Here is a 23,477-nt window from a genome sequence, read left to right on the forward strand (position 1 = left end):
GACGGCAACCAGGGAGAACTTCGATGGCGTCGCACCTGCCTCCCAAGCCCATCGCGCAGTATGAAGAGACCGCGGGCGGCGGCCTGGCCGCCGGGGCGCAGCATGCCCCGCGTGGCCTGATGCGCTGGCTCCTGACCACCAACCACAAGGAGATCGGGACCCTCTACCTGATCTTCTCCCTGACCATGTTCTTCATCGGCGGCATCTTCGCCATGGTCGTTCGGGCGGAACTCTTCCAGCCGGGGCTGCAGCTGGTACAGCCGGAGTTCTTCAACCAGATGACCACCATGCATGGCCTGATCATGGTGTTCGGGGCGGTGATGCCGGCCTTCGTGGGGCTGGCCAACTGGATGGTTCCCCTGCAGATCGGCGCGCCCGACATGGCCCTGCCGCGGCTCAACAACTTCAGCTTCTGGCTGCTGCCCGTGGCCTTCTTGATGCTGCTGTCGACCCTGGTGATGCCCGGTGGGGCGCCCGACTTCGGCTGGACCTTCTATGCGCCGCTGTCCACCACCTACGCGCCGCCGTCCACGACCTTCTTCATCTTCTCGCTGCACCTGGCCGGGATCAGCTCGATCCTGGGGGCCATCAACATCATCGCCACCATCCTCAACCTGCGGGCCCCGGGGATGCGCATGATGGACATGCCGCTGTTCGTGTGGACCTGGCTGATCACCGCCTTCCTGTTGATCGCGGTGATGCCGGTGTTGGCCGGCGTGATCACCATGATGCTGCTGGATATCAACTTCGGCACCAGCTTCTTCAATGCGGCGGGGGGCGGTGACCCGGTGCTCTTCCAGCACCTGTTCTGGTTCTTCGGCCATCCCGAGGTCTACATCATGATCCTGCCGGCCTTCGGCATCGTCTCGGTGATCATCCCGACCTTCGCCCGCAAGCGGCTGTTCGGCTATGCCTCCATGGTCTACGCCACGGCCTCCATCGCCATCCTGTCGTTCCTGGTCTGGGCCCACCACATGTTCGTCGTGGGCCTGCCATTGGTGGCGGAGCTATTCTTCATGTACACCACCATGCTGATCGCGGTGCCCACCGGGGTGAAGGTCTTCAACTGGATCGCCACCCTGTTTGGCGGCTCGATCAGCTTCGAGCCGCCGATGCTGTTCTCCCTGGCCTTCGTCGTGCTGTTCACCATCGGCGGCTTCTCCGGGCTGATGCTGGCCATCTCGCCGGCCGACTTCCAGTACCACGATACCTACTTCGTGGTGGCGCACTTCCACTATGTGCTGGTGCCCGGGGCGGTGTTCGCCATCATGGCCGGGGTCTACTACTGGCTGCCCAAGTGGACCGGCCACTATCCGCACCTGCGCCTGTCCCAGTGGCACTTCTGGCTGTCGGTGATCGGCGTGAACCTGACCTTCTTTCCCATGCACTTCGCCGGGCTCGCGGGCATGCCGCGGCGCATCCCCGACTACGCGCTGCAGTTCGCCGACTTCAACATGGTGACCAGCCTCGGTGCCTTCCTGTTCGGCGCCTCGCAGCTGCTGTTCGTGTGGGTGGTGATCAAGTGCGTGCGCGGCGGCGAGAAGGCGCCGGCTCGGGCCTGGGAGGGGGCCGAGGACCTGGAGTGGAGCGTGCCGAGTCCGGCCCCGCTGCACACCTTCGAGACGCCTCCCGACTTCCAACCGCAGCAGCACTGACCTCCGGAGGCTGGCATGGCGGCGAACGGCGAGCACCAGGCGAGACAGGCGGGGGTCCGGCGCACCGTGGCGCGGACGCTGGTGGTGCTGGCCGGCATGTTCGTCTTCGCCTTCGCGCTGGTGCCCCTCTACGACGTCTTCTGCCAGGTGACGGGACTCAACGGCAAGACCAGCGGCCGCGCCCAGGCCCTCGTGCATGCCGATGTCGACACGTCGCGCACCATCACCGTGCAGTTCCTCACCCGGGGCAGCTCCGGCTTGCCCTGGGAGCTGGAGACCGATACGCGCCAGGTGCGCGTGCACCCCGGCGAGAGCCGCGAGGTCTTCTTCCGGTTTCGCAACCGGGGCGAGGAGGCGAGCCGGGCGCGGGCGGTGCCCAGCGTGTCGCCCTCCGAGGCCTCCCTGCACCTGCGCAAGATCACCTGTTTCTGCTTCCAGGAGCAGCGGCTCGCCGGCGGGGAGCGGCTCGAGGCGCCGCTGGTCTTCCAGCTGACGCCCGACCTCCCCGACGACATCAAGACCGTGACCCTGGTCTACACCCTCTATCCCGTGGAGCAGGCGCTGGCACGGCGCTACCTGGGGTTCATCAGTGAAGGAGACCGAGCATGAGCGGTGGCACCTACTACGTACCGGCCTCCAGCAAGTGGCCGGTGCTGGCCTCCCTGGCGCTGGGGGCGATGATGGCGGGGGCCGGCACCCTGCTGGTTTACGGTATCGCCGGGCTGCCGGTGATGGTGGTGGGCCTGTTGGCCATCCTCGCGGTGATGACGCTGTGGTTCCGCGATGTCATCCACGAGTCGCGCAGCGGCCTCTACGATGCGCAGATGGACCGCTCCTTCCGCTGGGGCATGGGCTGGTTCATCTTCTCGGAGGTGATGTTCTTCGCCGCCTTCTTCGGCACGCTCTACTATGTGCGCACCTTCGCGCTGCCCTGGCTGGACGGCGAGGGCGCCAAGGGGGTGGCCGCCCTGCTGTGGCCCGACTTCACCGCCTCCTGGCCGCTGATGAACCCGCCCGACGCGTCCATCGAGGGGCCTCACGAGACCTTCAGTCCCTGGCACCTGCCGCTGGTCAACACCCTGATCCTGGTCAGCTCGAGCATCACCCTGACGGTGGCCCACGAGGGCCTCAAGGAAGGCTACCGCACCACCGCCCGTCACTGGCTGCTGGGCACCGTGCTGCTGGGGCTTTGCTTCATCACCATCCAGGGGTTCGAGTACTACGAGGCCTACAGCCACTATGGCATCACCCTGCAGGCGGGCATCTATGGGGCGACCTTCTTCCTGCTGACCGGCTTTCACGGCCTGCACGTGATCATCGGCACCATCATCCTGATCTCGATCCTGGCCAGGGTGCAGCGGGGCCATTTCACCCGCGACGACCACTTCGGCTTCGAGGCGGCCGCCTGGTACTGGCACTTCGTGGACGTGGTGTGGATCGGCCTGTTCACCTTCGTCTATGTCTTCTGACCGGCCTCAGCCGGCGAGGTCGCCGATGTAGAAGCCGTAGACGAGCAGGGTCATCAGCAGCGCCGCCAGGCCCACCCGAAGCTTGAGGGAGACGAGCACCCGCCGCGAGCGACCGCCGTCCTTGATCAGGAAGCCGGCACCGGCCGCAAGGCTCGCCACCATTGTAAGAAAGACGAAGGCAATCAGGGTCTTGAGCAGCATGGAACACTCCGTGAAAGGGTCATCCACCAAGCGGCCTGCCGGTCGGCGCCTGACCATCTGGTGCGGGTTCTGGACCTGCCTGGTGGGACTGGGGCTGGCACTGGGACTATGGCAGTGGGAGCGGGCCGCCGACAAGCGGGAGATGCTGGCGAGCTTCGCGTCGGCGCCGCGCCTGGAGGCCCCTCGGACGGCGCCCCCGAACGGGGCCCGCCTGACCCTGGAGGGGGAATACCTCGCCGACGAGACGCTGTTTCTGGATAACCGGACCCATGATGGCCGGCTCGGGGTGGCGGTGCTGACGCCATTGCGCGGCGAGGATGGCCGTCTGTGGCTGGTCGAGCGCGGCTTCCTGGCCACCGGCCCGAGCCGGGCGACGCCCGCCGTGGCCACCCCCGAGGGGACGGTCCGGCTGCGGGGGCGCTGGCAGGTCGCCGGCGAGGCGGCCCCGGTGTTCGGGCCCAACCGCGAGGGCCAGCGGCTGCAGCGCATCGACCTGGCCGCCTGGCCGTCCCCGGGGGCCTTCGCCCATGCCGGCTGGCTACACTTGGAGAGCGGCCCCGGCCATCTCGCCTCCTGGTGGCAGCCCAACGTCCTGCCCCCGGCCCGTCATCTCGGCTACGCCGTTCAGTGGTGGGGGCTTGCCCTGGCCGCCCTGGTGATGATGGTCGTCGGTGGCCGCCGGCTGCGTCGAGACGGCCGTGCCTGTCAACGATCCCCCGAGGAGGCGCACCCATGAGCCTGTCCCGTCCCGTCCGTTCCCGGCTCAAGCTGGCCGCCCTGTTCGCGGTCTTCACGCTGCCCATGGCCATGGCCTGGGGCATGGTGGAGTGGCGCCTGGGCATTCCCGAGGGGCGCACCGCCCACGGCACCCTGCATCCCGAGGTCCCGGGGCTGGCGAGTTGGCCGCTGACCGGGGTGGCCAAGGACGGCGCCGATGACTGGCTGCTGGCCTTCGATTGTCCGCAGTCTTGCCCGCAGGCGGCCGATCGCTGGTGGCGGCTGCACCGCGCCCTGGGGCGCGATGCCCACCGGGTCAGCCGTCTGCGCATCGGCGGCAGCGCCCCGGCGCTGCCGGGCGAGGCCGTCGCCGCCTGGACGGGCGCAGCGCCGGCGTGGCGGGTGCCGGGCGCGCTATGGATTCTCGATCCCGAGGGCCGGGCGGTGCTGCGCTATGGGGCCGATGTCGAGACCGCACAGGTCCTCGAGGACGTCGAGCGGTTGCTGCGCCTCAATCCCGAGCCGCCCCTGGCGCGGCTCCATGCGGAGTGAGGGCCATGGTCGAGGAGCGGGAGCGTGAGCGACGCCGACTGCGCTGGTTGTGTCGGCTGACCCTGCTGGGGGCCGTGTTCACGGCCCTGGTGGTCCTGGCCGGGGCCTGGACCCGGCTGGTGGATGCCGGGCTGGGCTGTCCCGACTGGCCGGGCTGCTATGGGGCCCTGGTGGTACCGGATGCCGGGCGGGCCATGGCGCACACGCCGGAGGTCCCGCTGGAAGCCGCCAAGGCCTGGATGGAAATGATCCACCGCTACCTGGCGTCCACCCTCGGGCTGCTGGTCATCGCCGTGGTCGTGCTGGGCGCTTCCCTGCGTCGCCGCGTCGGTTATCCCTGGTGGCTGTCCCTGGGCCTGTTCGGGGCGATCCTGCTGCAGGGCGCCTTCGGGGCCTTCACCGTCACCCTCAAGCTGTGGCCCCAGGTGGTGACCCTGCACCTGCTCGGCGGCCTCGCCATCATGGGGCTCTTCCTGTGGCTGCACCTGCGCTTGCGACGGCTGATCGCCGGTGCGGCCTCGCCGTCCCCCCGGCGCCTGACGCCACTGTGGTCGGCGGCCGTGGTGTTGCTGGTGGGCCAGCTGGCCCTGGGTGGCTGGACCTCGAGCAACTATGCCGGCATCGCCTGCCAGGGCTTCCCCACCTGCAACACCCAATGGTGGCCGGCGCTGGACTGGCGCGAAGGCTTCAACCTGGCCCAGACCGTGGGCCCCAGCTACCTGCATGGCCAGCTCCATGCCGAGGCCCGCTCGGCCATCCAGGTCGGCCACCGCCTCGGCGCCCTGGCCCTGGTGGCCTGCCTGCTGACCCTCGGGTTGCGCCACCGGCGTGATCCGCGGCTGCGCGGCTGGCTCGGCATGCTTTGCAGCGCCTGCCTGCTGCAGGCCTCCCTCGGCATCGCCAATGTGCTGCTGTGGCTGCCGCTGTGGCTCGCGCTGATGCACACCGCCGGGGCGGTGGTGCTGGTCGCCGCCATGGTGCTGGCGGTCTGGCACTGGCGCTGGCCGGCCGCCCGCGACGCGGCGACCACTCGACAACACGCGAAAGGAGGGGAGTCATGCCTGACGGTATCGTGATGGCGCAGACGCGCCTCGAGGGGAGCGCGACCTGGACCTGGCGCGACCTCCTCACCCTGTGCAAGCCCCGGGTGGTGGTGGTGATGCTGGTCTGCAGCCTGGTCGGCATGTTGCTGGCCGGGCCCTGGCCGGGAGCGGGCGCCCTGGTGTTCGGGCTGGCCGGCATCGGCCTGGCGGCCGGCGGGGCGGCGGCCTTCAACCACGTGGTCGATCGACGGCTGGACGCTTTGATGCTGCGCACCGCGCGACGGCCGCTGGCCAGCCGGCGCCTGCCGACCCCGCTGGCGCTGGGCTGGGCGACGCTGCTGTCGGTGGCCGGGATCTCGCTGTTGCACTGGCAGGTCAATGCCCTGACGGCCTGGCTGACCCTGGCCTCGTTGATCGGTTATGCCCTGGTCTATACCGCCTTCCTCAAGCGGGCCACCCCGCAGAACATCGTCATCGGCGGGGTGGCGGGGGCGGCCCCCCCGCTGCTGGGCTGGACCGCGGTGACGGGCCAGCTGGGGCCCGAGCCGCTGCTGCTGATGCTGATCGTGTTCGCCTGGACGCCGCCGCACTTCTGGGCCCTGGCCATCCACAAGCGGGACGAGTATGCCCGGGCCGGGGTGCCGATGCTGCCCGTCACCCATGGCGAGGCCTTCACCCGGCTCCAGGTGTGGCTGTATGGCTGGCTCACGGTGGCGGTGACGATGCTGCCCTTCGTCATCGGCATGAGCGGGGCGCTGTACCTGGTCGGAGTGCTGGCCCTGAATGCCCGCTTCATGGTGTGGAACTGGCGTGTCTGGCGCGGCCGCGACCCGGCCGCGCCGATCGCCGCCTTCTGGTTCTCGATCCGCTACATCCTCGGCGTGTTCGGGATCCTGCTGCTGGATCACTACGCCGTGGCCTGGCCGGTGTAGCCGGCGGGACGCAGCGACCAGCACCAGCGGCAGCGGGGAGGTGGCAGGCAAGCACATGGCAATCACGGGTTTGGGACGCATCCCTCGGGCAGTATAGAATGCGCTGTCCATTCAACGCTCGCCGGGAAGCTACCCATGACCACCACCACCGCGCTGATCCTGCTCGGCCTTGCCCTGGCCGTCGTGGCCGGCCTCGGGGCCTATGCCGTCACCCTGTGGCGGGAAGTGAGACGTCGCCGGGACTTCCGCGAGGAGGAACTGCGCCGGGCCCACGAGAACTGCCTCGAGAACCTCGAGCTGGTCGCCTCGGCCCTGATGCAGCAACAGGTGGACATCACCGAGGGCGCCTGGCGCTGCAAGACCCTGCTCGAGATCCTCGACCCGAGCCTGATCGAGCGTCCCGAGTTCCGCGCCTTCGGTGAGGTGCACAGTCGCACCCGCCATCTGCATACCCACTCCGCCCGCCAGGCCCTGAGCCCCAAGGCCCGCTTCCACGAGGACCGCGAGCGACTGGCCGTCGAGGACGAGCTGCGCGATGCCGTCCTCGAGGCGGCCGGCGCCGTGGTCAGCTTTCGACGGGGCTGGCCCGGGTCGCTGCATTGAGCCCGGTCAAGGGCGTCATTATCGGCGCCTGACGGCCCTTTTGATTGCATCATCCGTCAGACTTCGGCAAGCTTGCCCCCGAGCCGTAGATGGCTGATATGTGGAAGGAGTCCGCAGTCATCTCGCGGCGTTGACTGGCTGAAAAGGCATATCCGTGCTTTCTTGGTCGGAGAGGGCGGGGTTTGCTCGCCTCGCCTGAACCGCAGATCGGACCCACTGCTTACTGGATGGCTTCGCTGACGTCGCCCATGCCAGAATTTGTGTCAAGAAGGAGTCTTACATGAAGAAATCAACGACTGGCTTGCTGCTCGGTTCCGCTCTGGTTGTCGGCCTTTCCGGCTGCGCCAGCTCGGCCTCTCAATCTTCCGGCATGGGGGATACCGCATCCTCCGATCGCGCCTGGTACCAGCACCCCTTCGTCTGTGGCCTGGCCGGCGGCGTGGTCGGCGGCGGCATCGGCTATGCCACCAGCAGTGAGTCCGACGAGGACCAGGGCGCGGCCATCGGCAGCACCGCCGGGGCCACCATCGGTGCGCTGCTGTGTGCCGAGCCCAATCGCACTCCGGCGCCCGACCGGGAGGCGCGCGACACCGACGGTGACGGCGTCATCGATGCCAACGACCAGTGTCCGGGCACCCCGGCCGGTGTGGCCGTGGATGCCGTCGGCTGCCCGCTGGATTCCGACGGCGACGGCGTGCCGGACTTCCAGGACCAGTGCCCGGGTACCCCGGCCGGTGCCGAGGTCAATGCCCTGGGCTGCGAGGAAGACCTGGTGCTGCGTGACGTCAACTTCGAGTTCGACTCCGCCACGCTGACCATGGGCGCCGAGCAGATCCTGGCCGATGTCGCCGAGAAGCTGCGCGCCAACGAGAACGTTCGTGTGCGCATCGAGGGCCACACCGACTCCGTGGGCAGCGAAGCCTACAACGAGGATCTGTCCCAGCGTCGTGCCGACTCCGTCGCCGACTACCTGGCGACCCAGGGTGTCGATCGCAACCGCATGCGCACCATCGGCTATGGTGAGTCGCAGCCGGTCGCGACCAACGATACCGACGCCGGCCGCGCCGAGAACCGCCGCGTGGAGCTGGGCGAGTGGGAGTGATCCCGCGTTGACCCCTCATGCCCCGGCTCGCCGGGGCATGTCGAGTCTCTGGGAGGCGCCTTCGGGCGCCTCTTTTCGTGGTGCCTCCACCGCCGGCCATGGCGTCGAGGGGGGGCGTCTGCTAGGCTAGGCGGCGCTTTTTCGAGCGCCCCGACGACCATTCTTTCTGGCGACACGTGATCCCTGGTATGGATCACCACTGCGCACAAGGAACCTCTTCATCATGCCCATCGTGACCCTGCCGGACGGCAGCCAGAGATCCTTCGACGAACCGCTCACCGTGATGCAGCTGGCCGAGAGCATCGGCACCGGCCTGGCCAAGGCCTGCGTGGCCGGCCGCATCGACGGCGTGCTGGTGGATGCCGCGGACATCATCGACCATGACGCCGAGGTGGCCATCATCACCGCGCGTGATGAGGAGGGGCTGGAGATCATTCGCCACTCCTGTGCCCACCTGATCGGCCACGCCGTCAAGCAGCTCTATCCCGATGCCAAGATGGCCATCGGTCCGGTGATCGAGGACGGTTTCTACTACGATATCGACTTCGGCCGCTCGGTGACCCCCGAGGACCTCGAGGCCATCGAGCAGCGCATGAAGGCGCTGATCGACACGGGCTACGACGTGGTCCGCGAGTACGTCGACCGCGACCAGGCGATGCTGACCTTCCTGCACCGCGAGGAGCCGTACAAGCAGGAGATCGTCCGCGAGATTCCCGAGGGCGAGACGATTCGTCTCTACCATCACCAGGAATACACCGACATGTGCCGGGGGCCGCACGTGCCCAATACCCGGCACCTCAAGGCGTTCAAGCTCACCAAGCTGGCCGGTGCCTACTGGCGGGGGGACGCCGAGCGTCCCATGCTGACCCGCATCTACGGCACCGCCTGGGGCGACAAGAAGCAGCTCAAGGGCTACCTCAAGCGCCTCGAGGAGGCCGAGAAGCGCGACCACCGCAAGCTGGCCCGCAAGATGGACCTCTTCCACTTGCAGGAAGAGGCCCCGGGCATGGTCTTCTGGCACCCCAACGGCTGGACCATCTACCAGGCCCTCGAGCAGTACATGCGCCGGGTGCAGATCGAGAACGGCTACCAGGAGATCAAGACGCCCCAGGTCGTCGACCTCTCGCTGTGGAAGGCCTCCGGTCACTGGGGCCATTACAGCGACCTGATGTTCACCACCGAGTCCGAGAAGCGCGAGTACGCGGTCAAGCCCATGAACTGCCCGTGCCACGTGCAGGTGTTCAACCAGGGCCTGAAGAGCTACCGTGACCTGCCGCTGCGCCTGGCCGAGTTCGGCAGCTGTCACCGCAACGAGCCTTCCGGCTCATTGCACGGCCTGATGCGCGTGCGCGGCTTCACCCAGGACGATGCCCATATCTTCTGCACCGAGGGCCAGATCCAGTCCGAGGCCGAGGCCTTCATCGCCCTGACGCTCAAGGTCTACCGGGAGCTGGGCTTCGAGGACGTGGAGCTCAAGCTGTCGACCCGCCCCGAGGGCTTCATGGGCGAGCCGGAGCTCTGGGATCGGGCCGAGGCGGGCCTCGAGGCCGCCCTGGACGCCACCGGCCTGGACTGGGAGCTGCAGCCGGGGGAGGGCGCCTTCTACGGGCCCAAGATCGAGTTCTCCCTGCGCGACTGCCTCAACCGCGTCTGGCAGTGCGGCACCCTGCAGCTGGACTTCAACCTGCCGGGTCGCCTGGGCGCCCAGTTCGTCGACGAGGACGGGGCGCGCAAGACCCCGGTGATGCTGCATCGTGCCATCCTCGGCTCCTTCGAGCGCTTCCTGGGCATCCTCATCGAGCACTACGCCGGTGCCATGCCGCTGTGGCTGGCCCCGCAGCAGGCGGCGGTGTTGACGATCACCGATGCCCAGCGTGATCATGCCCTCGACCTCGAGCAACGGCTGCAAAAAATCGGCCTGCGCGTCAAGGCGGACTTGAGGAACGAGAAGATCGGCTTTAAAATCCGCGAGCATACGTTGCAGAAGGTCCCCTATCTCCTGGTGGTGGGAGATAAGGAAGTCGAGGCCGACTCGGTGGCCGTGCGAACCCGCACTGGCGAAGATCTCGGTATCATGACGGTGGACGCCTTCATCGACCTGGTACGGGCCGAGCGGCAATAGCGACATCTTCCCTAAGCGAAAGTGGAGTCGGAACCATCAAGCGAAGCAACCCTAGAGGGCGCCCGCAGGACAAGCGCCCCCCGATGAACGAGCGCATTACCGAGGATCAGGTTCGCCTGATCGACAATGACGGCGAGCAGCTGGGCATCGTGCCCACCAGCGAAGCGCTGGAGCGCGCCGAGGCGGCCGGTATGGACCTCGTCCAGATTTCCAATGCCGATCCGATCGTCTGCAAGATCATGGATTACGGCAAGTTCGTCTTCGAGCAGAAGAAACAGAAGGCGGCACAGAAGAAGAAGACGAAGCAGATTCAGGTCAAGGAAGTCAAGTTCCGGCCTGGCACCGACGAGGGCGACTACCAGGTGAAGATGAAGAACCTGGTACGCTTCCTCGAAGGTGGCGACAAGGGCAAGGTCACGCTGCGTTTCCGCGGTCGCGAGATGGCCCATCAGGACCTCGGTCGCAAGCTGATGGAGCGGATCGCCGCCGATCTCGAGGAGATCGGTACCGTGGAGTCCTTCCCCAAGATGGAAGGGCGCCAGATGATCATGATCATTGCCCCCAAGAAGAAGTGATCCGACGGCCCGTTCAACGGGTGGCCGGCGAGACGCCGGCCATCGGCCCCGGATTTTCTAAAGAATCTCGAGCGGAGTTCATCTCATGCCGAAAATCAAGAGCAACAGCGGCGCTGCCAAGCGCTTCAAGAAGACGGCCAACGGCTTCAAGCACAAGCAGTCGTTTCGCAGTCACATCCTGACCAAGAAGTCCACCAAGCGGAAGCGTCAGCTGCGTGGTATGAAGCAGATCCACGACGCCGACAAGCAGCTCGTGCAGCGCATGCTGCCGAACCTGTAACCCCTTGGTCGCAACCCTCTACCGTCAGGAGTAAGCCATGACTCGCGTCAAGCGTGGCGTCGTTGCACGTCGCCGTCACAAGAAGATCCTCAAGCAGGCCAAGGGCTACTACGGTGCCCGTTCACGCGTCTTCCGCGTGGCCAAGCAGGCCGTCATCAAGGCCGGTCAGTATGCCTACCGTGACCGTCGCCAGCGCAAGCGTCAGTTCCGCGCCCTGTGGATCCAGCGCATCAACGCCGGTGCCCGTCAGCACGGTCTGTCCTACAGCCGCTTCGTCGGCGGGCTGAAGAAGGCCGGCATCGAGATCGACCGCAAGGTGCTCGCCGACCTGGCCGTTCACGAGAAGGCCGCCTTTGCTGCCATCGTCGAGAAGGCCAAGGCTGCCCAGTAAGTGGTCTCGATTCCGGGAGGGTGCGGACCACGGTGCGTGCCGTCCCGATGATCGTCGCAGGGGAAGAGCAGCCGCTCTTCCCCTGTTTTTTTCGCATGCGACAAAGCAAGCTCAATACTTCGGAGCATCAACGGATGGACCACCTTCCCACTCTGGTCGCCGAGGCCCGCGACGCCATCCACGCCGCCGACGACATGGCCGCGCTGGACGAGCTGCGCGTGCGCTACCTCGGCAAGAAGGGCGAGATCACCGCGCTGCTCAAGGGCCTCGGCAAGCTGCCGGCGGATGAGCGCCCGGCCGCCGGCGAGCGCATCAACCAGGCCAAGCAGGCCCTGGCCGAGGAACTCGACGAGCGCCGTCAGACCCTGGAGAAGGCCGCCCTGGAAGCCCGCCTGGCCGCCGAGCGCATCGATGTGACCCTGCCCGGTCGCGGTCAGCCGAGCGGCGGCCTGCACCCGGTGACCCGCACCCTGGAGCGCATCGAGGGGCTGTTCACCCGCATCGGCTACGACGTGGCGGTCGGCCCGGAGATCGAGGACGACTACCACAACTTCGAGGCACTCAACATTCCCGCCCACCACCCGGCGCGGGGCATGGCCGACACCTTCTACTTCGATGCCACCCGGCTGCTGCGCACCCACACCTCGCCGGTCCAGGTGCGTACCATGAAGGAGGCCGAGCCGCCGATCCGCATCGTCTGCCCGGGGCGGGTCTATCGCAGCGACTCGGACCTGACGCATACCCCGATGTTCCACCAGGTCGAGGGGCTGCTGGTGGACGAGGGCGTCAGCTTCGCCGACCTCAAGGGCACCATCGAGGACTTTCTGCACGCCTTCTTCGAGCGCGAGGACCTTTCGGTGCGCTTCCGCCCGTCCTATTTCCCCTTCACCGAGCCGTCGGCGGAGGTGGATATCCAGTGCGTGATGTGCAACGGCGATGGCTGCCGGGTCTGCTCGCACAGCGGCTGGCTGGAGGTGATGGGCTGCGGCATGGTGCATCCGGAAGTCTTCCGCCACTCCGGCATCGACACCGAGCGCTACACCGGCTTCGCCTTCGGCATGGGCGCCGAGCGCCTGGCGATGCTGCGTTACGGGGTCAACGACCTGCGGCTGTTCTTCGACAACGACCTGCGCTTTCTCAAGCAGTTCGCCTGAACGTCTCAAGAACACAGCCAGGGTAATCGTCGTTGGGCTGACGAGAGCGTCGGGGACAGGTCCAAGAGGGGGTCCTACGCCAGGAATGGCGTCGGTAGCGCCCAGGGAAGGGTTTACAGCGCCCCCTCGCAGACCTGTCGCCGAATCAGCTCCGACATCCACTGGACGGCGAGAGCCCTGAGACCACAGCGATAGGATTTGTCATGAAATTTTCCGAACAGTGGCTGCGTGAATGGGTCTCCCCGGCGCTGTCGACCCAGGCCCTGGCCGACCAGATCACCATGGCCGGCCTGGAGGTCGATGCCATCGAGCCCGTGGCGTCCGCCTTCGAGGGCGTGGTGGTGGCCGAGGTCGTCGCCAAGGCCCCGCACCCGGACGCCGACAAGCTCAGCGTCTGCCAGGTCGACGACGGCAGCGGCGAGCCGGTGCCGGTGGTCTGCGGCGCGCCCAACGTGGCCGAGGGCCAGAAGGTGCCCTTCGCCCGGGTCGGCGGGGTGCTGCCCGGCGACTTCAAGATCAAGAAGGCCAAGCTGCGCGGGGTCGAGTCCCGCGGCATGATCTGCTCCGCCTCGGAACTGGGGCTGGCGGAGGAGACCTCCGAGGGCATCCTGGTGCTGCCGGTCGGGGCGCCGGCGGGCGAGGACTTCCGGGACTTCCTGGGCCTGGATGATCACACCATCGAGGTCGACCTCACGCCCAACCGCGGCGACTGCCTGAGCGTGAAGGGCATGGCCCGAGAGGTCGGCGTGCTCAACCGCCTGGCGGTCGAAGGACCGAGTATCACGCCGGTGGCCCCGGTCCACGACGAGACCTTCCCGGTGCGCGTCGAGGACGCCGAGGGCTGTCCGCGCTACCTGGGACGGCTGATCAAGGGCGTCGACGTGACCGCGGAGACGCCCTTGTGGATGGTCGAGCGGCTGCGTCGCGGCGGCATCCGCGCCATCGACCCGGTGGTTGATGTCACCAACTACGTGATGCTCGAACTCGGCCAGCCCCTGCATGCCTTCGACCGCGCCAACCTGCAGGGCGCCGTGGTGGTCCGCCAGGCGCGGCAGGGCGAGCGCCTGGTGTTGCTCGACGGCCAGGAGATCACGCTGGGCGACGGCACCCTGGTCATCGCCGACGAGCGCGGCCCGCTGGCCATCGCGGGGGTCATGGGCGGCGAGCACTCCGGCGTGAACGCCGAGACCCGGGACATCTTCCTGGAGTCGGCGCACTTCTCGCCGCTGACCGTGGCCGGCCAGGCGCGCGCCTATGGCCTGCACACCGATGCCTCCCATCGCTTCGAGCGCGGCGTCGACCCGACCCTGGCCCGCGAGGCCGCCGAGCGGGCCACGGCCCTGCTGCTGGAGATCACCGGCGGCGAGGCCGGGCCGCTGGTCGAGGTCGTCGATACCGATCGCCTGCCCGGCGAGCGCGAGGTGCTGCTGCGCCGGGCCCGTCTCGACCAGGCGCTCGACAAGGTGCTGCCCGCGGAGGATGTCGGCGAGATCCTCGAGCGTCTCGGCATGGCGGTGGAGGCCGGCGAGGAGGGCTGGCGCGTGCGGGTACCGAGCTGGCGCTTCGATGTCGCCATCGAGGAGGACCTGATCGAGGAAGTGGCCCGCATCCACGGCTACAACCGCCTGCCGGTGCGTCGTCCCCAGGCGCGACTGGGCCTGCGCCCCGATCACGAGGCGCGCACGCCGCTGGCGCGGCTGCGTCGCCAGTTGGTGGCCCGGGGCTACTTCGAGGCGGTCACCTACAGCTTCGTCGCCCCCGAGCTGCAGGCGGCCCTGTTGCCCGAGGCCGTCTCGCCGACGCTGGCCAATCCCATCTCCAGCGACCTCTCGGTGATGCGGGCGAGCCTCTTCCCGGGCCTGGTGCGGGCCCTGCAGCACAACCTGAACCGCCAGCAGACCCGGGTGCGGCTGTTCGAGACCGGACTGGTGTTCCGCGGCGAGCTGGATGCGCTGAGCCAGGTGCCGATGCTGGGCGCCCTGGTCTGCGGCGCCCGCGAGCCCGAAGGCTGGAGCGGCGGCAAGGACAGGGTCGACTTCTTCGACCTCAAGGGCGACCTGGAAAGCCTGCTGGCCATGGGCGGCGAGCCCGAGGCCTGGCGCTTCGAGCCCGGGGAGCATGCCGCCCTGCACCCCGGGCAGTGCGCGCGCATCCTCTACCGCGGCGAGGAGGCCGGCTGGATCGGTACCCTGCATCCGGCGGTGCGGGCCAGGCTGGGGCTGAAGGTGGATGCGCTGCTCTTCGAGGTGCGCCTGGACGCCCTGACCCACGGCAAGGTGCCGGCCTTCCGGCCGTTGTCGCGCTATCCGGAGGTGCGCCGCGACCTGGCCTTCCTGGTCGATGCCGACCTGCCGGTGCAGGCGCTGCTCGATACCCTGCGTGACCAGGCCGGGGAATGGCTCGTGGAAGCGCGCCTGTTCGACGTCTACCAGGGCACGGGGGTGCCGGAAGGACGCAAGAGCGTGGCCCTGGGCTTGACCTGGCAGCATCCTTCGCGCACGCTAAATGACGATGAAATCAATCAGTTGGTCGATGCCATCGTCGAGGAGTCACGGCTGCACCTGGGTGCCGAGCTTCGCGCATGACGACGAGGGAGGTCGGCCATCAGCGTGAGGAAAGCGACATGGGGGCGTTGACCAAGGCCGAACTGGCCGAACACCTGCACGCCGAACTCGGCCTGTCCAAGCGCGAGGCCAAGTCCATGGTGGAGGCCTTCTTCGAGGAGATCCGCGGCTGCCTGCGCGAGAACGAGCAGGTCAAGCTGTCGGGTTTCGGCAACTTCGACCTGCGCGACAAGCGCGAGCGGCCCGGGCGGAATCCCAAGACCGGCGAGGAGATCCCCATCTCGGCCCGGCGTGTGGTGACCTTCCGGCCCGGGCAGAAGCTCAAGACCCAGGTCGAGGACTACCATCCCGAGGAGCGCTGACGCCCGGCCGTTGACGACGACGCCACCCCTCGGGGTGGCGTCGTTATTTCGTCTCCGAGATCCGGCTGGATCTAGATGATGCCGTTCTCCAGGGCCCAGGTGATCACCACCTTGAAGACATAACCGAGCATGCCGGCGCCGAGCACCACGAAGAGCATGATGGTGCCGAAGCGGCCGGCCCGGGACTGCTTGGCGAGGTCCCAGATGATGAAGCACATGAACAGCATCAGGCCGCCGATCATCAGCGGCGTGATCCAGGCTTCGAAGGTCTGTTGCATCTTGCCTCCGGGCAGAGGGTGGGAAATCGAGGCCAACCATTATACCCGGTCTCCGGGGCGCTCGCAGGTGGCCGGGCGCGGCACGCTGCCCCACCCGCCGGGATGCGGGGCGGGGCCGCCCCGTGTTAGTATCCGAGAGAAATTCTCAGGTAATTCCACGACATGCCCATGCTGAAGATCTTCGTCGGTACCATGTATGGCGGCGCCCTGGACGTGGCCGAGCAGGTCAAGCCGCTGTTCGAGGAGGCCGGTTATGAGGTCGCCATCTATGATCAGCCGACCCTGGACGACCTGACCGGGTCGCCCACCGACCTGGCGCTGTTCTGCGTCTCGACCACCGGCAGCGGCGACTACCCCGGCAACATCGTGCCCTTCGTGCGCGAGCTGGAGACCCGGAGCCCCGGACTCGGCTCGCTGCGCTACGGGCTGATCGCCCTCGGCGACAGTTCTTACGTCGACTCCTACTGCGGGGCCGGTCGCAGCCTCGACGAACTGCTCCAGGGCCAGGGAGCGTCGCGCCTGGGCGAGCGCCTCGAGGTGGACGCCATGGAAACCTTCATGGCCGACGACGAGGCCCTGCCCTGGGTCGAGGAGTGGATCGAGGCCCAGCAACTCAAGGTCGCCTGAGCATGGCGGTGCCGACGCCGGAGCGGTTGAGCCTGCTGCTGGGACTCGCCGCCGTCATGCTGGTCAGCCTGCCGCGCTACCTGATGGACGGCCAGCAGAGCCGCCTGACGCTGCTGGGGATCGCCCTGGTGGTGGTGAGCGGCGTGGCGCTGGCCCAGTGGCGCCTGCTGGCCGCCGAGGCTCGCGGGCGCCTGCCCGTCTTGCTTCGGCGCCTGGTGGTCTGCCTGGTGGTCGGGGTCCTGGTCACCGCGGGCTGGCAGCTGCTGGCGGCCGGCTGGCGAGGCTGGGCGCTCCTGGTGTCCCATGGCGCCACCGCGGGGTTGCTGCTGCACGCCCTCGGCCTCTGGTGGAAGCCGTTCGACGAGAGATAAGACGCAAGAGGGAAGACGAAAAGCGGCGAGGAAGAAGAGCGAAGCGTTGAGAACTGCGATCGGCAGGGTTCTCCTGCCTGCTTCACTCTTCACTCTTCACTCTTCACTCTTCACTCTTCACTCTTCACTCTTCACTCTTCACTCTTCACTCTTCACTCTCGTCCCCTCGTCCCCTCGTCCCCTCGTCCCCTCGCTTAACCCAGCGTGTAGCAGGGCTCGTACTCGCCGGCAAGCTTCATGCGGCCCTGGGCCACGAAGGAGCCCAGCAGTTCGTCCAGCCGGGCCATCAGCTCGGGTTCGGCGCTGAGTCGGAAGGGGCCATGGGCCTCGATCAGGCGAATGCCGCGCTCCTTGACGTTGCCGGCGACGATGCCCGAGAAGGCCCGGCGGAGGTTGGCGGCGAGCTCGTGCACCGGCTGGTTGCGGTGCAGGGCCAGGCCGGCCATGGACTCGTGGCTGGGATCGAAGGTCTCCTGGAAGTCCCGGGCCACGGTCAGCCGCCAGTTGTAGTAGAAGGCGTCCTGGCGGGCGCGGCGGTACTCGGTGACATCGTCGATGCCCTTGCGCATGGTGCGGGCGACCTCGATGGGGTCGTCGATGATGATGCGGTACAGGCGGCGCACGGATTCGCCCAGGGTGTAGACCAGGAACTCGTCGATCCGCTGGAAGTAGTCGGCGGAATCCGCGGGACCGGTCAGGATCACCGGCAGCTCCATGTCGGCGTTGTCCGGGTGCAGCAGGATGCCGAGCAGATAGAGGATCTCCTCGGCGGTGCCCACGCCGCCGGGAAAGACGATGATGCCGTGGCCCAGGCGCACGAAGGCCTCCAGGCGCTTCTCGATATCGGGCATCACCACCAGCTCGTTGACGATCGGGTTCGGTGCCTCGGCGGCGATGATGCCGGGCTCCGAGACGCCGAGGTAGCGGCCCTCGTTGCGGCGCTGCTTGGCATGGGCCACGTTGGCGCCCTTCATCGGCCCCTTCATGGCGCCCGGTCCGCAGCCGGTGCAGATGTCCAGCTCACGCAGGCCCAGATGGTAGCCGACGTGCTTGGTGTAATCGTATTCCTCACGGCTGATCGAGTGCCCGCCCCAGCACACCACCAGGCTGGGGTCGCGGCTCGGCTTCAGGGTGCCGGCCTTGCGCAGGATGTGGAAGACCGCATTGGTGGTGCCCTCGGCGGTGGTCAGGTCGAAGCGGTGGTGGGTCTGGATCTCGTTGTAGACGTAGACGATGTCGCGCAGCACCGAGGACAGGTGCTCGCGGATGCCGCGGATCATCTTGCCGTCGACGAAGGCCTCGGCGGGGGCGTTGGTCAGCTTGAGGCGGACCCCGCGATCCTGCTGGAGCACCTCGATGTCGAAGTCGGGATAGGTCTCCATCAGGGCGAGACCGTCATCGGTGGGGTTGCCGGAGTTGAGCACGGCCAGGGCACAGCTGCGCAGCAGCTCATGGAGCCCGCGGCGGGAGGTGTCATGCAGCCGGTTGACCTCGTGCTGCGAGAGGATCTCGAGGCTGCCTTCCGGGGAGATGGTGCTGGAGATGGTGTCGGCCATTCAAGGGCGTCCGTGTCACTGGGGATAGAGGCGGGCGGCTAGGGCCCGCGGCTTGGCTCGCCGACCCGTGCGGCGATGCCGATGGATGATGCCTTCATGCTACCATGCCGCCTTGCCGCGGGCAGCGCTGCGGTGCGGGGGGCGAGCTGGTAGAATGGTAGCGCCCGGTCCCTTGCCAGCGACGTTCGTGCCATGTTCAACGCCCAGTACTTCCGTACCTTCATCACCCTCGTCGAGACCGGCAGCTTCACGCGCACGGCCCGGCGCCTCGAGATGACCCAGCCGGGGGTCAGCCAACACGTGCGCAAGCTCGAGCAGTACCTGGGCAAGCCGCTGCTGGACCGCCAGGGGCGGCGTTTCGTGCTCACCGAGGCGGGGCGGCGCGCCTACGACTATGCCCTGAAGCTGTTCGCCGAGCACGAGCAGTTCCGCCACTCCCTCGACGACGAGAGCCTCGACAGCGGCGAGTGCCGCCTCGCCTCGCCGGGCAGCGTCGGGCTGATGCTGTATCCCTTCATCCTGGGTCAGCAGCAGATGTACACCGGGCTGACGGTCAGCTACAGCTTCGCCTTCAATCACGATATCGTCACCGACGTGCTGGCCGGGCGCCATGACCTGGGCATCGTCACCGAGGCCGTGCGCCACCCGGACATCGACTGCGAGGCCTGGCACCAGGAGCCGCTTTGCCTGGTGGTGCCGGCGGACTTTGCCGGCACCGGCCTGGCCGACCTGATGGGCATCGGCTTCATCAGCTATTCCGATGGCGTCAACCATGCCGGGGTGCTGCTGCGGCACAACTTCCCGGCGGAATTCCGCTCGATGAGCCACTTTCCTCGCCAGGGCTTCACCAACGAGGTGAGCATGGTGCTGGACGCCGTGGCACGGGGCCTGGGCTTCACCGTGGTCTCGCGTCTGGTGCTGGAGACCTCGCCCTGGCAGCGTCAGGTCAAGGAGCTGTCGCTGCCGTATCCGGTCCATGAGACCCTCTACCTGGTCACCCGGCGAGGCAGCCGCATGCCGCGGCGCTATACCCGGCTGCTGGAGGCCTTCCGGGAGCATCGCCGTCACGAGCGTTACGGCCATGGCGAGCTGCCGATGCCCGAGGCCGGCGAGCGCCTGGGCTGAGTCGGAGCCGCCCCTTCGTCCATGAAAAAGCCCCGCACATGGCGGGGCTTCTCGTTCCTGGGCGCCAAGCTCACTCGCGGTAGGCGTCGATGCTCGGACAGGAGCAGATCAGCTGGCGATCGCCCAGGACGTTGTCGACCCGGTTCACCGCCGGCCAGTACTTGGCGGCCTTGACCGCCTCCGAGGGGAAGGCGCCGAGCTCGCGGGAGTAGGGGCGCTCCCAGTTCGCGTCCATCAGGTCGGCCATGGTGTGCGGGGCATTGACCAGCGGGTTGTCGTCCGCCGGCCACTCGCCGGCCTCGACCCGCGCTACTTCCTCGCGGATGGCGATCATGGCGTCGCAGAAGCGGTCCAGCTCGTGGCGCGACTCCGATTCGGTGGGCTCGATCATCAGCGTGCCCGGCACCGGGAAGGACATGGTCGGCGCGTGGAAACCGTAGTCCATCAGGCGCTTGGCGATATCCTCCTCGCTGATCCCCGAGGCCGCCTTGAGCGGACGGATGTCGATGATGCACTCGTGGGCCACGGTGCCATTGGCGCCCTTGTAGAGCACCGGGTAGTGCTCGCCCAGGCGGCGGGCGATGTAGTTGGCGCCGAGGATGGCCAGCTCGGTGGCCTCGCGCAGGCCGCGTGCGCCCATCATCTTGATGTAGGCCCAGGAGATCGGCAGGATCGAGGCGCTGCCGAAGGGCGCCGCCGAGACCGCGCCGGCATCCGCCTCGACCCCGTCCAGCGGGCGCACCACGTGGTTGGAGACGTAGGGCGCCAGGTGGGCCTTGACGCCGATCGGGCCCATGCCCGGGCCGCCGCCGCCGTGGGGAATGCAGAAGGTCTTGTGCAGGTTGAGGTGGCTGACGTCGCCGCCGAAGTCGCCGGGGCGAGCCAGGCCGACCTGAGCGTTCATGTTGGCGCCATCGATGTACACCTGGCCACCATGGGCATGGACGATCTCGCAGGCCTCGCGCACGCCTTCCTCGAAGACCCCGTGGGTGGACGGGTAGGTGAGCATGATCGCCGAGAGGGTGTCGTCGTGCTGCTCGGCCTTGGCGCGCAGGTCGGCGAGGTCGATATTGCCGTCCTCGTCGCACTCCACCACCACCACCTTCATGTGGGCCATGGCCGCCGACGCCGGGTTGGTGCCGTGGGCGGAGCTGGGGATCAGGCAGACGTCACGGTGCCCCTGGCCCTGGGCCGCCTGGTAGCGGCGGATCGCCACCAGGCCGGCATATTCGCCCTGGGCGCCGGAGTTGGGCTGCATGGAGATATGGTCATAGCCGGTGATCTCCACCAGGAAGGCGGCCAGTTCGTCGATGATCTGCTTGTAGCCGGCCACCTGGTCCTTGGGCGCGAAGGGGTGGATGCGCGCGAGCTCCGGCCAGGTGATGGGAATCATCTCCGTGGTGGCATTGAGCTTCATGGTGCACGAACCCAGCGGGATCATGGCGTGGGCCAGGGAGAGATCCTTGTTCTCCAGTCGCTTGAGGTAGCGCAGCATTTCCGTCTCGCTGTGGTAGCGACGGAAGGTGGGGTGCGTCAGGAACTCGGACTCGCGGCGGCTGGCCGCCGGGATGCCGCTCCTGCCGGCGGCGACGATTTCGGCATCGAGGGCGGCCACGGACAGGCCATGCTCCTCGCCCAGCAGGACGTCGAACAGCAGGTCGAGGTCGTGGGCGGTGGTGGTCTCGTCGAGGCTGATGCCCACGTCGCCACCCGCGAAGTAGCGCAGGTTGACGTCGTGAGCCATGGCGCGGCCGTGGATCTTGAAGGCATCCGCGCCGGTCAGCCGCAGGGTGTCGAACCAGCTGTCGTGGGCCAGGGTGATGCCGCTGCGCCTCAGGCCCTCGGCGAGGATGGTGGTCAGGCGGTGGATGCGCCCGGCGATGGTGCGCAGCCCCTCGGCACCATGGTAGACGGCATAGAAGCCGGCGATGTTGGCCAGCAGCGCCTGGGCGGTGCAGATGTTGGAGGTGGCCTTCTCGCGGCGGATGTGTTGCTCGCGGGTCTGCATGGCCATGCGCAGGGCGGTATGGCCGCGGTTGTCCTTCGAGACGCCGATGATGCGGCCGGGGATCGAGCGCTTGAGCTTGTCGGTGGTGGCGAAGAAGGCGGCGTGGGGGCCGCCGAAGCCCATGGGCACGCCGAAGCGCTGGGCCGAGCCGACCACCATGTCGGCGCCCAGGGCGCCGGGCTCGCGCAGCAGCACCAGCGACATGATATCGGCGGCCACGCAGGTCATGACGCCCTTGTCCTTGGCCGCGGCCAGCAGCGGGGCCAGGTCGTGGACCCGGCCGCCGTCGCCGGGATACTGCAGCAGGGCGCCGAACACGTCGTGGGCGGCCAGCTCCTCGGCCGGGCCGACGATCAGCTCGAAGCCGAAGTAGTGAGCCCGGGTGCGCACCACGTCGAGGGTCTGGGGGAAGACATCGTCGGCGACGAAGAAGGCATCGGTCCTGGCCTTCTTGTTGGCGCGACGGCACAGCGCCATGGCTTCGGCGGCGGCGGTGGCCTCGTCGAGCAGCGAGGCATTGGCCAGGCCCATGCCGGTGAGGTCCATGATCATCTGCTGGAAGTTCAGCAGGCCTTCCAGGCGGCCCTGGGAGATCTCCGGCTGGTAGGGCGTGTAGGCCGTGTACCAGCCCGGGTTCTCCAGCACGTTGCGCTGGATGACCGCCGGCAGGTGGGTGTCATGGTAGCCCTGGCCGATGTAGCTCCTGGCCACGCGGTTCTGGCGAGCCAGGCGATAGAGATAGTCCAGGGCCTCGGCCTCGCTGCGCGGCGGATCCAGATCCAGCTCACGCCCCAGGCGGATGCCTGCCGGCACGGTGCGCTCGATGAGGCTGGCCATGCTGTCCATGTCCAGCGTCGCCAGCATCGCGGCCACGTCGGAAGCCTCCGGGCCGTTGTGGCGACGGATGAAAGCATCATGATTGGCCAGGTCGGCCAGGCGGCGTTTGTCGAAAGCCATGGAATACCCTGTTTGCGTGTCGTCACCCGAGTCCGGGCAGGAGAGCGGGAAGCCGGGACCCGACCGCCGGTCGGGTCCGCCGGGAGGGGTCAGTCGTCGGCGTCGGCCACGGCCTCGTAGGCGTCGGCGTCCATCAGGTCGTCGAGGGCGGCGGCGTCCTCGATGCGCACCTTCATGATCCAGGCGTCCTCGTAGGGCGACTCGTTGATGGACTCCGGCGCGTCCTCGAGGGCCTCGTTGACCGCCACCACCTCACCGGACACCGGGGCGTAGAGGTCGGAGGCGGCCTTGACCGACTCGACGACCCCGAACTCGTCCCCCTTGGCCAGGGTGGCCCCGACTTCGGGCAGCTCGACGAATACCACGTCACCCAGCGACTGCTGGGCATGGTCGGTGATGCCGATGGTCACGGTGCCGTCACCGTTGTCCAGCACCCACTCGTGACTTTCGGCATAACGCAGGTTGGCGGGGATAGAGCTCATAACGATTTCCTATACGAAAAAGGTTTTCTGATGCGGGGGCATCCTAACGCCCTCGTGGCCGTTTGGCGAGCCCCGGTACGCCCGGATTCCCCCGTGACCGGGAGGATCCACCTCCAGCTTAGGTGCCCGTCGCGGGTCTTGCCCAGTTCCGTGTTGCCCCGGTGCGCCGAGCGCAGGAGCCGCACCGTCCGTGCCAGCCCTTGCCCTGGCGGGGCGTCGCGGCTAGAGTGGCACCGTTTCCAATAAGAAACAAGTTTCTCGATGGCGCCCCGGAGGTCCGTGCGGCGCGCCCGAGGCGGCAACCGCGGCCAGGAGGTGCACATGATGAGGGGCCAAGGCGCGGCTGGGACT

At 67.8% G+C, this 23,477-nt stretch carries 24 protein-coding genes; 19 read left to right on the forward strand and 5 right to left on the reverse strand.

Features of this window, described 5'->3' with window-relative positions:
- Nucleotides 1-23 precede the first annotated feature (23 nt).
- Genes ctaD through OCT48_RS08960 form a run of 3 tightly spaced genes read left to right on the forward strand, consistent with a single transcriptional unit; the run spans nucleotide 24 to nucleotide 3,124 of the window.
- A complete protein-coding gene (gene ctaD / locus OCT48_RS08950) occupies nucleotides 24-1,655 on the forward strand; it encodes a cytochrome c oxidase subunit I (protein ID WP_263592346.1) in 1,632 nt (543 codons plus the stop codon).
- A gap of 15 nt (nucleotides 1,656-1,670) precedes the next feature.
- Nucleotides 1,671-2,264 carry a cytochrome c oxidase assembly protein gene (locus tag OCT48_RS08955; protein WP_263592347.1) on the forward strand — a complete coding sequence of 198 codons (594 nt, stop codon included), beginning with the start codon at nucleotides 1,671-1,673 and terminating at the stop codon, nucleotides 2,262-2,264.
- Entirely contained in the window at nucleotides 2,261-3,124 is an 864-nt protein-coding gene (locus tag OCT48_RS08960) for a cytochrome c oxidase subunit 3 (RefSeq protein ID WP_263592348.1), read from the forward strand. The genes OCT48_RS08955 and OCT48_RS08960 overlap by 4 nt, the downstream gene beginning before the upstream one ends.
- A 6-nt stretch (nucleotides 3,125-3,130) precedes the next feature.
- Here OCT48_RS08960 and OCT48_RS08965 read toward each other — a convergent pair whose 3' ends face one another.
- Nucleotides 3,131-3,325, reverse strand: coding sequence for a DUF2909 domain-containing protein (locus OCT48_RS08965; RefSeq protein ID WP_263592349.1), 195 nt, complete (start codon nucleotides 3,323-3,325; stop codon nucleotides 3,131-3,133).
- 10 nt (nucleotides 3,326-3,335) lie between these two features.
- Between OCT48_RS08965 and OCT48_RS08970 the strand changes: the two genes are divergently transcribed.
- The 13 genes from OCT48_RS08970 to ihfA all read left to right on the forward strand — a co-directional run bounded on the left by OCT48_RS08970 (nucleotide 3,336) and on the right by ihfA (nucleotide 15,722).
- A complete protein-coding gene (locus OCT48_RS08970; RefSeq protein WP_318152603.1) occupies nucleotides 3,336-4,061 on the forward strand; it encodes an SURF1 family protein in 726 nt (241 codons plus the stop codon).
- Nucleotides 4,058-4,594 carry a hypothetical protein gene (locus OCT48_RS08975; RefSeq protein ID WP_263592351.1) on the forward strand — a complete coding sequence of 179 codons (537 nt, stop codon included), beginning with the start codon at nucleotides 4,058-4,060 and terminating at the stop codon, nucleotides 4,592-4,594. Before OCT48_RS08970 ends, OCT48_RS08975 begins: the two co-directional genes overlap by 4 nt.
- A 5-nt stretch (nucleotides 4,595-4,599) precedes the next feature.
- On the forward strand, nucleotides 4,600-5,670 hold the full coding sequence (locus OCT48_RS08980; RefSeq protein WP_263592352.1) for a COX15/CtaA family protein: 1,071 nt from the start codon (nucleotides 4,600-4,602) through the stop codon (nucleotides 5,668-5,670).
- On the forward strand, nucleotides 5,652-6,569 hold the full coding sequence (cyoE, locus tag OCT48_RS08985; protein ID WP_263592353.1) for a heme o synthase: 918 nt from the start codon (nucleotides 5,652-5,654) through the stop codon (nucleotides 6,567-6,569). Before OCT48_RS08980 ends, cyoE begins: the two co-directional genes overlap by 19 nt.
- A gap of 135 nt (nucleotides 6,570-6,704) precedes the next feature.
- Nucleotides 6,705-7,172, forward strand: a complete 468-nt coding sequence (locus tag OCT48_RS08990) for a DUF2489 domain-containing protein (protein ID WP_263592354.1) — start codon at nucleotides 6,705-6,707, stop codon at nucleotides 7,170-7,172.
- 280 nt (nucleotides 7,173-7,452) lie between these two features.
- Entirely contained in the window at nucleotides 7,453-8,274 is an 822-nt protein-coding gene (locus OCT48_RS08995; protein WP_263592355.1) for an OmpA family protein, read from the forward strand.
- A 223-nt stretch (nucleotides 8,275-8,497) separates the two neighbouring features.
- Nucleotides 8,498-10,396 (forward strand): threonine--tRNA ligase, encoded by a 1,899-nt coding sequence (gene thrS, locus OCT48_RS09000; protein WP_263592356.1) that lies wholly within the window; start codon nucleotides 8,498-8,500, stop codon nucleotides 10,394-10,396.
- A 35-nt stretch (nucleotides 10,397-10,431) separates the two neighbouring features.
- Nucleotides 10,432-10,971, forward strand: coding sequence for a translation initiation factor IF-3 (gene infC, locus OCT48_RS09005; RefSeq protein ID WP_263592600.1), 540 nt, complete (start codon nucleotides 10,432-10,434; stop codon nucleotides 10,969-10,971).
- An 85-nt stretch (nucleotides 10,972-11,056) separates the two neighbouring features.
- On the forward strand, nucleotides 11,057-11,251 hold the full coding sequence (gene rpmI, locus OCT48_RS09010; protein ID WP_016854829.1) for a 50S ribosomal protein L35: 195 nt from the start codon (nucleotides 11,057-11,059) through the stop codon (nucleotides 11,249-11,251).
- A gap of 37 nt (nucleotides 11,252-11,288) precedes the next feature.
- A complete protein-coding gene (rplT, locus tag OCT48_RS09015) occupies nucleotides 11,289-11,642 on the forward strand; it encodes a 50S ribosomal protein L20 (RefSeq protein WP_021817421.1) in 354 nt (117 codons plus the stop codon).
- 134 nt (nucleotides 11,643-11,776) lie between these two features.
- Nucleotides 11,777-12,796, forward strand: a complete 1,020-nt coding sequence (gene pheS, locus OCT48_RS09020; RefSeq protein ID WP_263592357.1) for a phenylalanine--tRNA ligase subunit alpha — start codon at nucleotides 11,777-11,779, stop codon at nucleotides 12,794-12,796.
- Nucleotides 12,797-12,999: 203 nt separating this feature from the next.
- Nucleotides 13,000-15,381 carry a phenylalanine--tRNA ligase subunit beta gene (gene pheT, locus OCT48_RS09025; RefSeq protein WP_263592358.1) on the forward strand — a complete coding sequence of 794 codons (2,382 nt, stop codon included), beginning with the start codon at nucleotides 13,000-13,002 and terminating at the stop codon, nucleotides 15,379-15,381.
- 38 nt (nucleotides 15,382-15,419) lie between these two features.
- Nucleotides 15,420-15,722, forward strand: coding sequence for an integration host factor subunit alpha (ihfA, locus tag OCT48_RS09030; RefSeq protein ID WP_183385408.1), 303 nt, complete (start codon nucleotides 15,420-15,422; stop codon nucleotides 15,720-15,722).
- A gap of 71 nt (nucleotides 15,723-15,793) precedes the next feature.
- On the opposite strand, the gene OCT48_RS09035 is transcribed toward ihfA, so the two are convergent.
- A complete protein-coding gene (locus OCT48_RS09035) occupies nucleotides 15,794-16,000 on the reverse strand; it encodes a DUF2788 domain-containing protein (protein ID WP_263592359.1) in 207 nt (68 codons plus the stop codon).
- 162 nt (nucleotides 16,001-16,162) lie between these two features.
- Between OCT48_RS09035 and OCT48_RS09040 the strand changes: the two genes are divergently transcribed.
- Both OCT48_RS09040 and OCT48_RS09045 read left to right on the forward strand, forming a co-directional pair.
- Nucleotides 16,163-16,627: a flavodoxin domain-containing protein gene (locus OCT48_RS09040; protein ID WP_183382458.1), complete on the forward strand. Its 465-nt coding sequence runs from the start codon at nucleotides 16,163-16,165 to the stop codon at nucleotides 16,625-16,627.
- Nucleotides 16,628-16,629: 2 nt separating this feature from the next.
- Nucleotides 16,630-16,998 carry a hypothetical protein gene (locus OCT48_RS09045; protein ID WP_263592360.1) on the forward strand — a complete coding sequence of 123 codons (369 nt, stop codon included), beginning with the start codon at nucleotides 16,630-16,632 and terminating at the stop codon, nucleotides 16,996-16,998.
- Between the two features lie 194 nt (nucleotides 16,999-17,192).
- On the opposite strand, the gene ppnN is transcribed toward OCT48_RS09045, so the two are convergent.
- Nucleotides 17,193-18,554, reverse strand: coding sequence for a nucleotide 5'-monophosphate nucleosidase PpnN (gene ppnN, locus OCT48_RS09050; protein WP_318152607.1), 1,362 nt, complete (start codon nucleotides 18,552-18,554; stop codon nucleotides 17,193-17,195).
- Nucleotides 18,555-18,746: 192 nt separating this feature from the next.
- Here ppnN and OCT48_RS09055 point away from each other — a divergent pair, with 192 nt between their 5' ends.
- Nucleotides 18,747-19,679: a LysR family transcriptional regulator gene (locus tag OCT48_RS09055; protein ID WP_263592361.1), complete on the forward strand. Its 933-nt coding sequence runs from the start codon at nucleotides 18,747-18,749 to the stop codon at nucleotides 19,677-19,679.
- Between the two features lie 70 nt (nucleotides 19,680-19,749).
- Here the strand turns inward: OCT48_RS09055 and gcvP are convergent, their stop codons facing one another.
- Together gcvP and gcvH are read right to left on the reverse strand one after the other, a co-directional pair.
- A complete protein-coding gene (gene gcvP / locus OCT48_RS09060; protein WP_263592362.1) occupies nucleotides 19,750-22,644 on the reverse strand; it encodes an aminomethyl-transferring glycine dehydrogenase in 2,895 nt (964 codons plus the stop codon).
- Nucleotides 22,645-22,733: 89 nt separating this feature from the next.
- Nucleotides 22,734-23,126, reverse strand: coding sequence for a glycine cleavage system protein GcvH (gene gcvH / locus OCT48_RS09065; protein ID WP_183382454.1), 393 nt, complete (start codon nucleotides 23,124-23,126; stop codon nucleotides 22,734-22,736).
- Between the last annotated feature and the right edge of the window lie 351 nt (nucleotides 23,127-23,477).

The organism is Halomonas sp. M4R1S46 (assembly GCF_025725685.1).
In the GTDB taxonomy this organism is placed as follows: Bacteria; Pseudomonadota; Gammaproteobacteria; order Pseudomonadales; family Halomonadaceae; genus Halomonas.

Bases quoted from the DNA above. Each gene is read 5' to 3' on its own strand.
- ppnN (WP_318152607.1), bottom strand. From the start codon at position 18,554: ATGGCCGACACCATCTCCAGCACCATCTCCCCGGAAGGCAGCCTCGAG.
- OCT48_RS08980 (WP_263592352.1), top strand. From the start codon at position 4,600: ATGGTCGAGGAGCGGGAGCGTGAGCGACGCCGACTGCGCTGGTTGTGT.
- ihfA (WP_183385408.1), top strand. From the start codon at position 15,420: ATGGGGGCGTTGACCAAGGCCGAACTGGCCGAACACCTGCACGCCGAA.
- pheT (WP_263592358.1), top strand. From the start codon at position 13,000: ATGAAATTTTCCGAACAGTGGCTGCGTGAATGGGTCTCCCCGGCGCTG.
- rpmI (WP_016854829.1), top strand. From the start codon at position 11,057: ATGCCGAAAATCAAGAGCAACAGCGGCGCTGCCAAGCGCTTCAAGAAG.
- OCT48_RS09055 (WP_263592361.1), top strand. From the start codon at position 18,747: ATGTTCAACGCCCAGTACTTCCGTACCTTCATCACCCTCGTCGAGACC.
- thrS (WP_263592356.1), top strand. From the start codon at position 8,498: ATGCCCATCGTGACCCTGCCGGACGGCAGCCAGAGATCCTTCGACGAA.
- OCT48_RS09035 (WP_263592359.1), bottom strand. From the start codon at position 16,000: ATGCAACAGACCTTCGAAGCCTGGATCACGCCGCTGATGATCGGCGGC.
- gcvH (WP_183382454.1), bottom strand. From the start codon at position 23,126: ATGAGCTCTATCCCCGCCAACCTGCGTTATGCCGAAAGTCACGAGTGG.
- ctaD (WP_263592346.1), top strand. From the start codon at position 24: ATGGCGTCGCACCTGCCTCCCAAGCCCATCGCGCAGTATGAAGAGACC.
- gcvP (WP_263592362.1), bottom strand. From the start codon at position 22,644: ATGGCTTTCGACAAACGCCGCCTGGCCGACCTGGCCAATCATGATGCT.
- OCT48_RS08960 (WP_263592348.1), top strand. From the start codon at position 2,261: ATGAGCGGTGGCACCTACTACGTACCGGCCTCCAGCAAGTGGCCGGTG.
- rplT (WP_021817421.1), top strand. From the start codon at position 11,289: ATGACTCGCGTCAAGCGTGGCGTCGTTGCACGTCGCCGTCACAAGAAG.
- OCT48_RS08965 (WP_263592349.1), bottom strand. From the start codon at position 3,325: ATGCTGCTCAAGACCCTGATTGCCTTCGTCTTTCTTACAATGGTGGCG.
- OCT48_RS08975 (WP_263592351.1), top strand. From the start codon at position 4,058: ATGAGCCTGTCCCGTCCCGTCCGTTCCCGGCTCAAGCTGGCCGCCCTG.
- OCT48_RS08990 (WP_263592354.1), top strand. From the start codon at position 6,705: ATGACCACCACCACCGCGCTGATCCTGCTCGGCCTTGCCCTGGCCGTC.
- pheS (WP_263592357.1), top strand. From the start codon at position 11,777: ATGGACCACCTTCCCACTCTGGTCGCCGAGGCCCGCGACGCCATCCAC.
- cyoE (WP_263592353.1), top strand. From the start codon at position 5,652: ATGCCTGACGGTATCGTGATGGCGCAGACGCGCCTCGAGGGGAGCGCG.
- OCT48_RS08955 (WP_263592347.1), top strand. From the start codon at position 1,671: ATGGCGGCGAACGGCGAGCACCAGGCGAGACAGGCGGGGGTCCGGCGC.
- OCT48_RS09040 (WP_183382458.1), top strand. From the start codon at position 16,163: ATGCCCATGCTGAAGATCTTCGTCGGTACCATGTATGGCGGCGCCCTG.
- OCT48_RS08995 (WP_263592355.1), top strand. From the start codon at position 7,453: ATGAAGAAATCAACGACTGGCTTGCTGCTCGGTTCCGCTCTGGTTGTC.
- OCT48_RS09045 (WP_263592360.1), top strand. From the start codon at position 16,630: ATGGCGGTGCCGACGCCGGAGCGGTTGAGCCTGCTGCTGGGACTCGCC.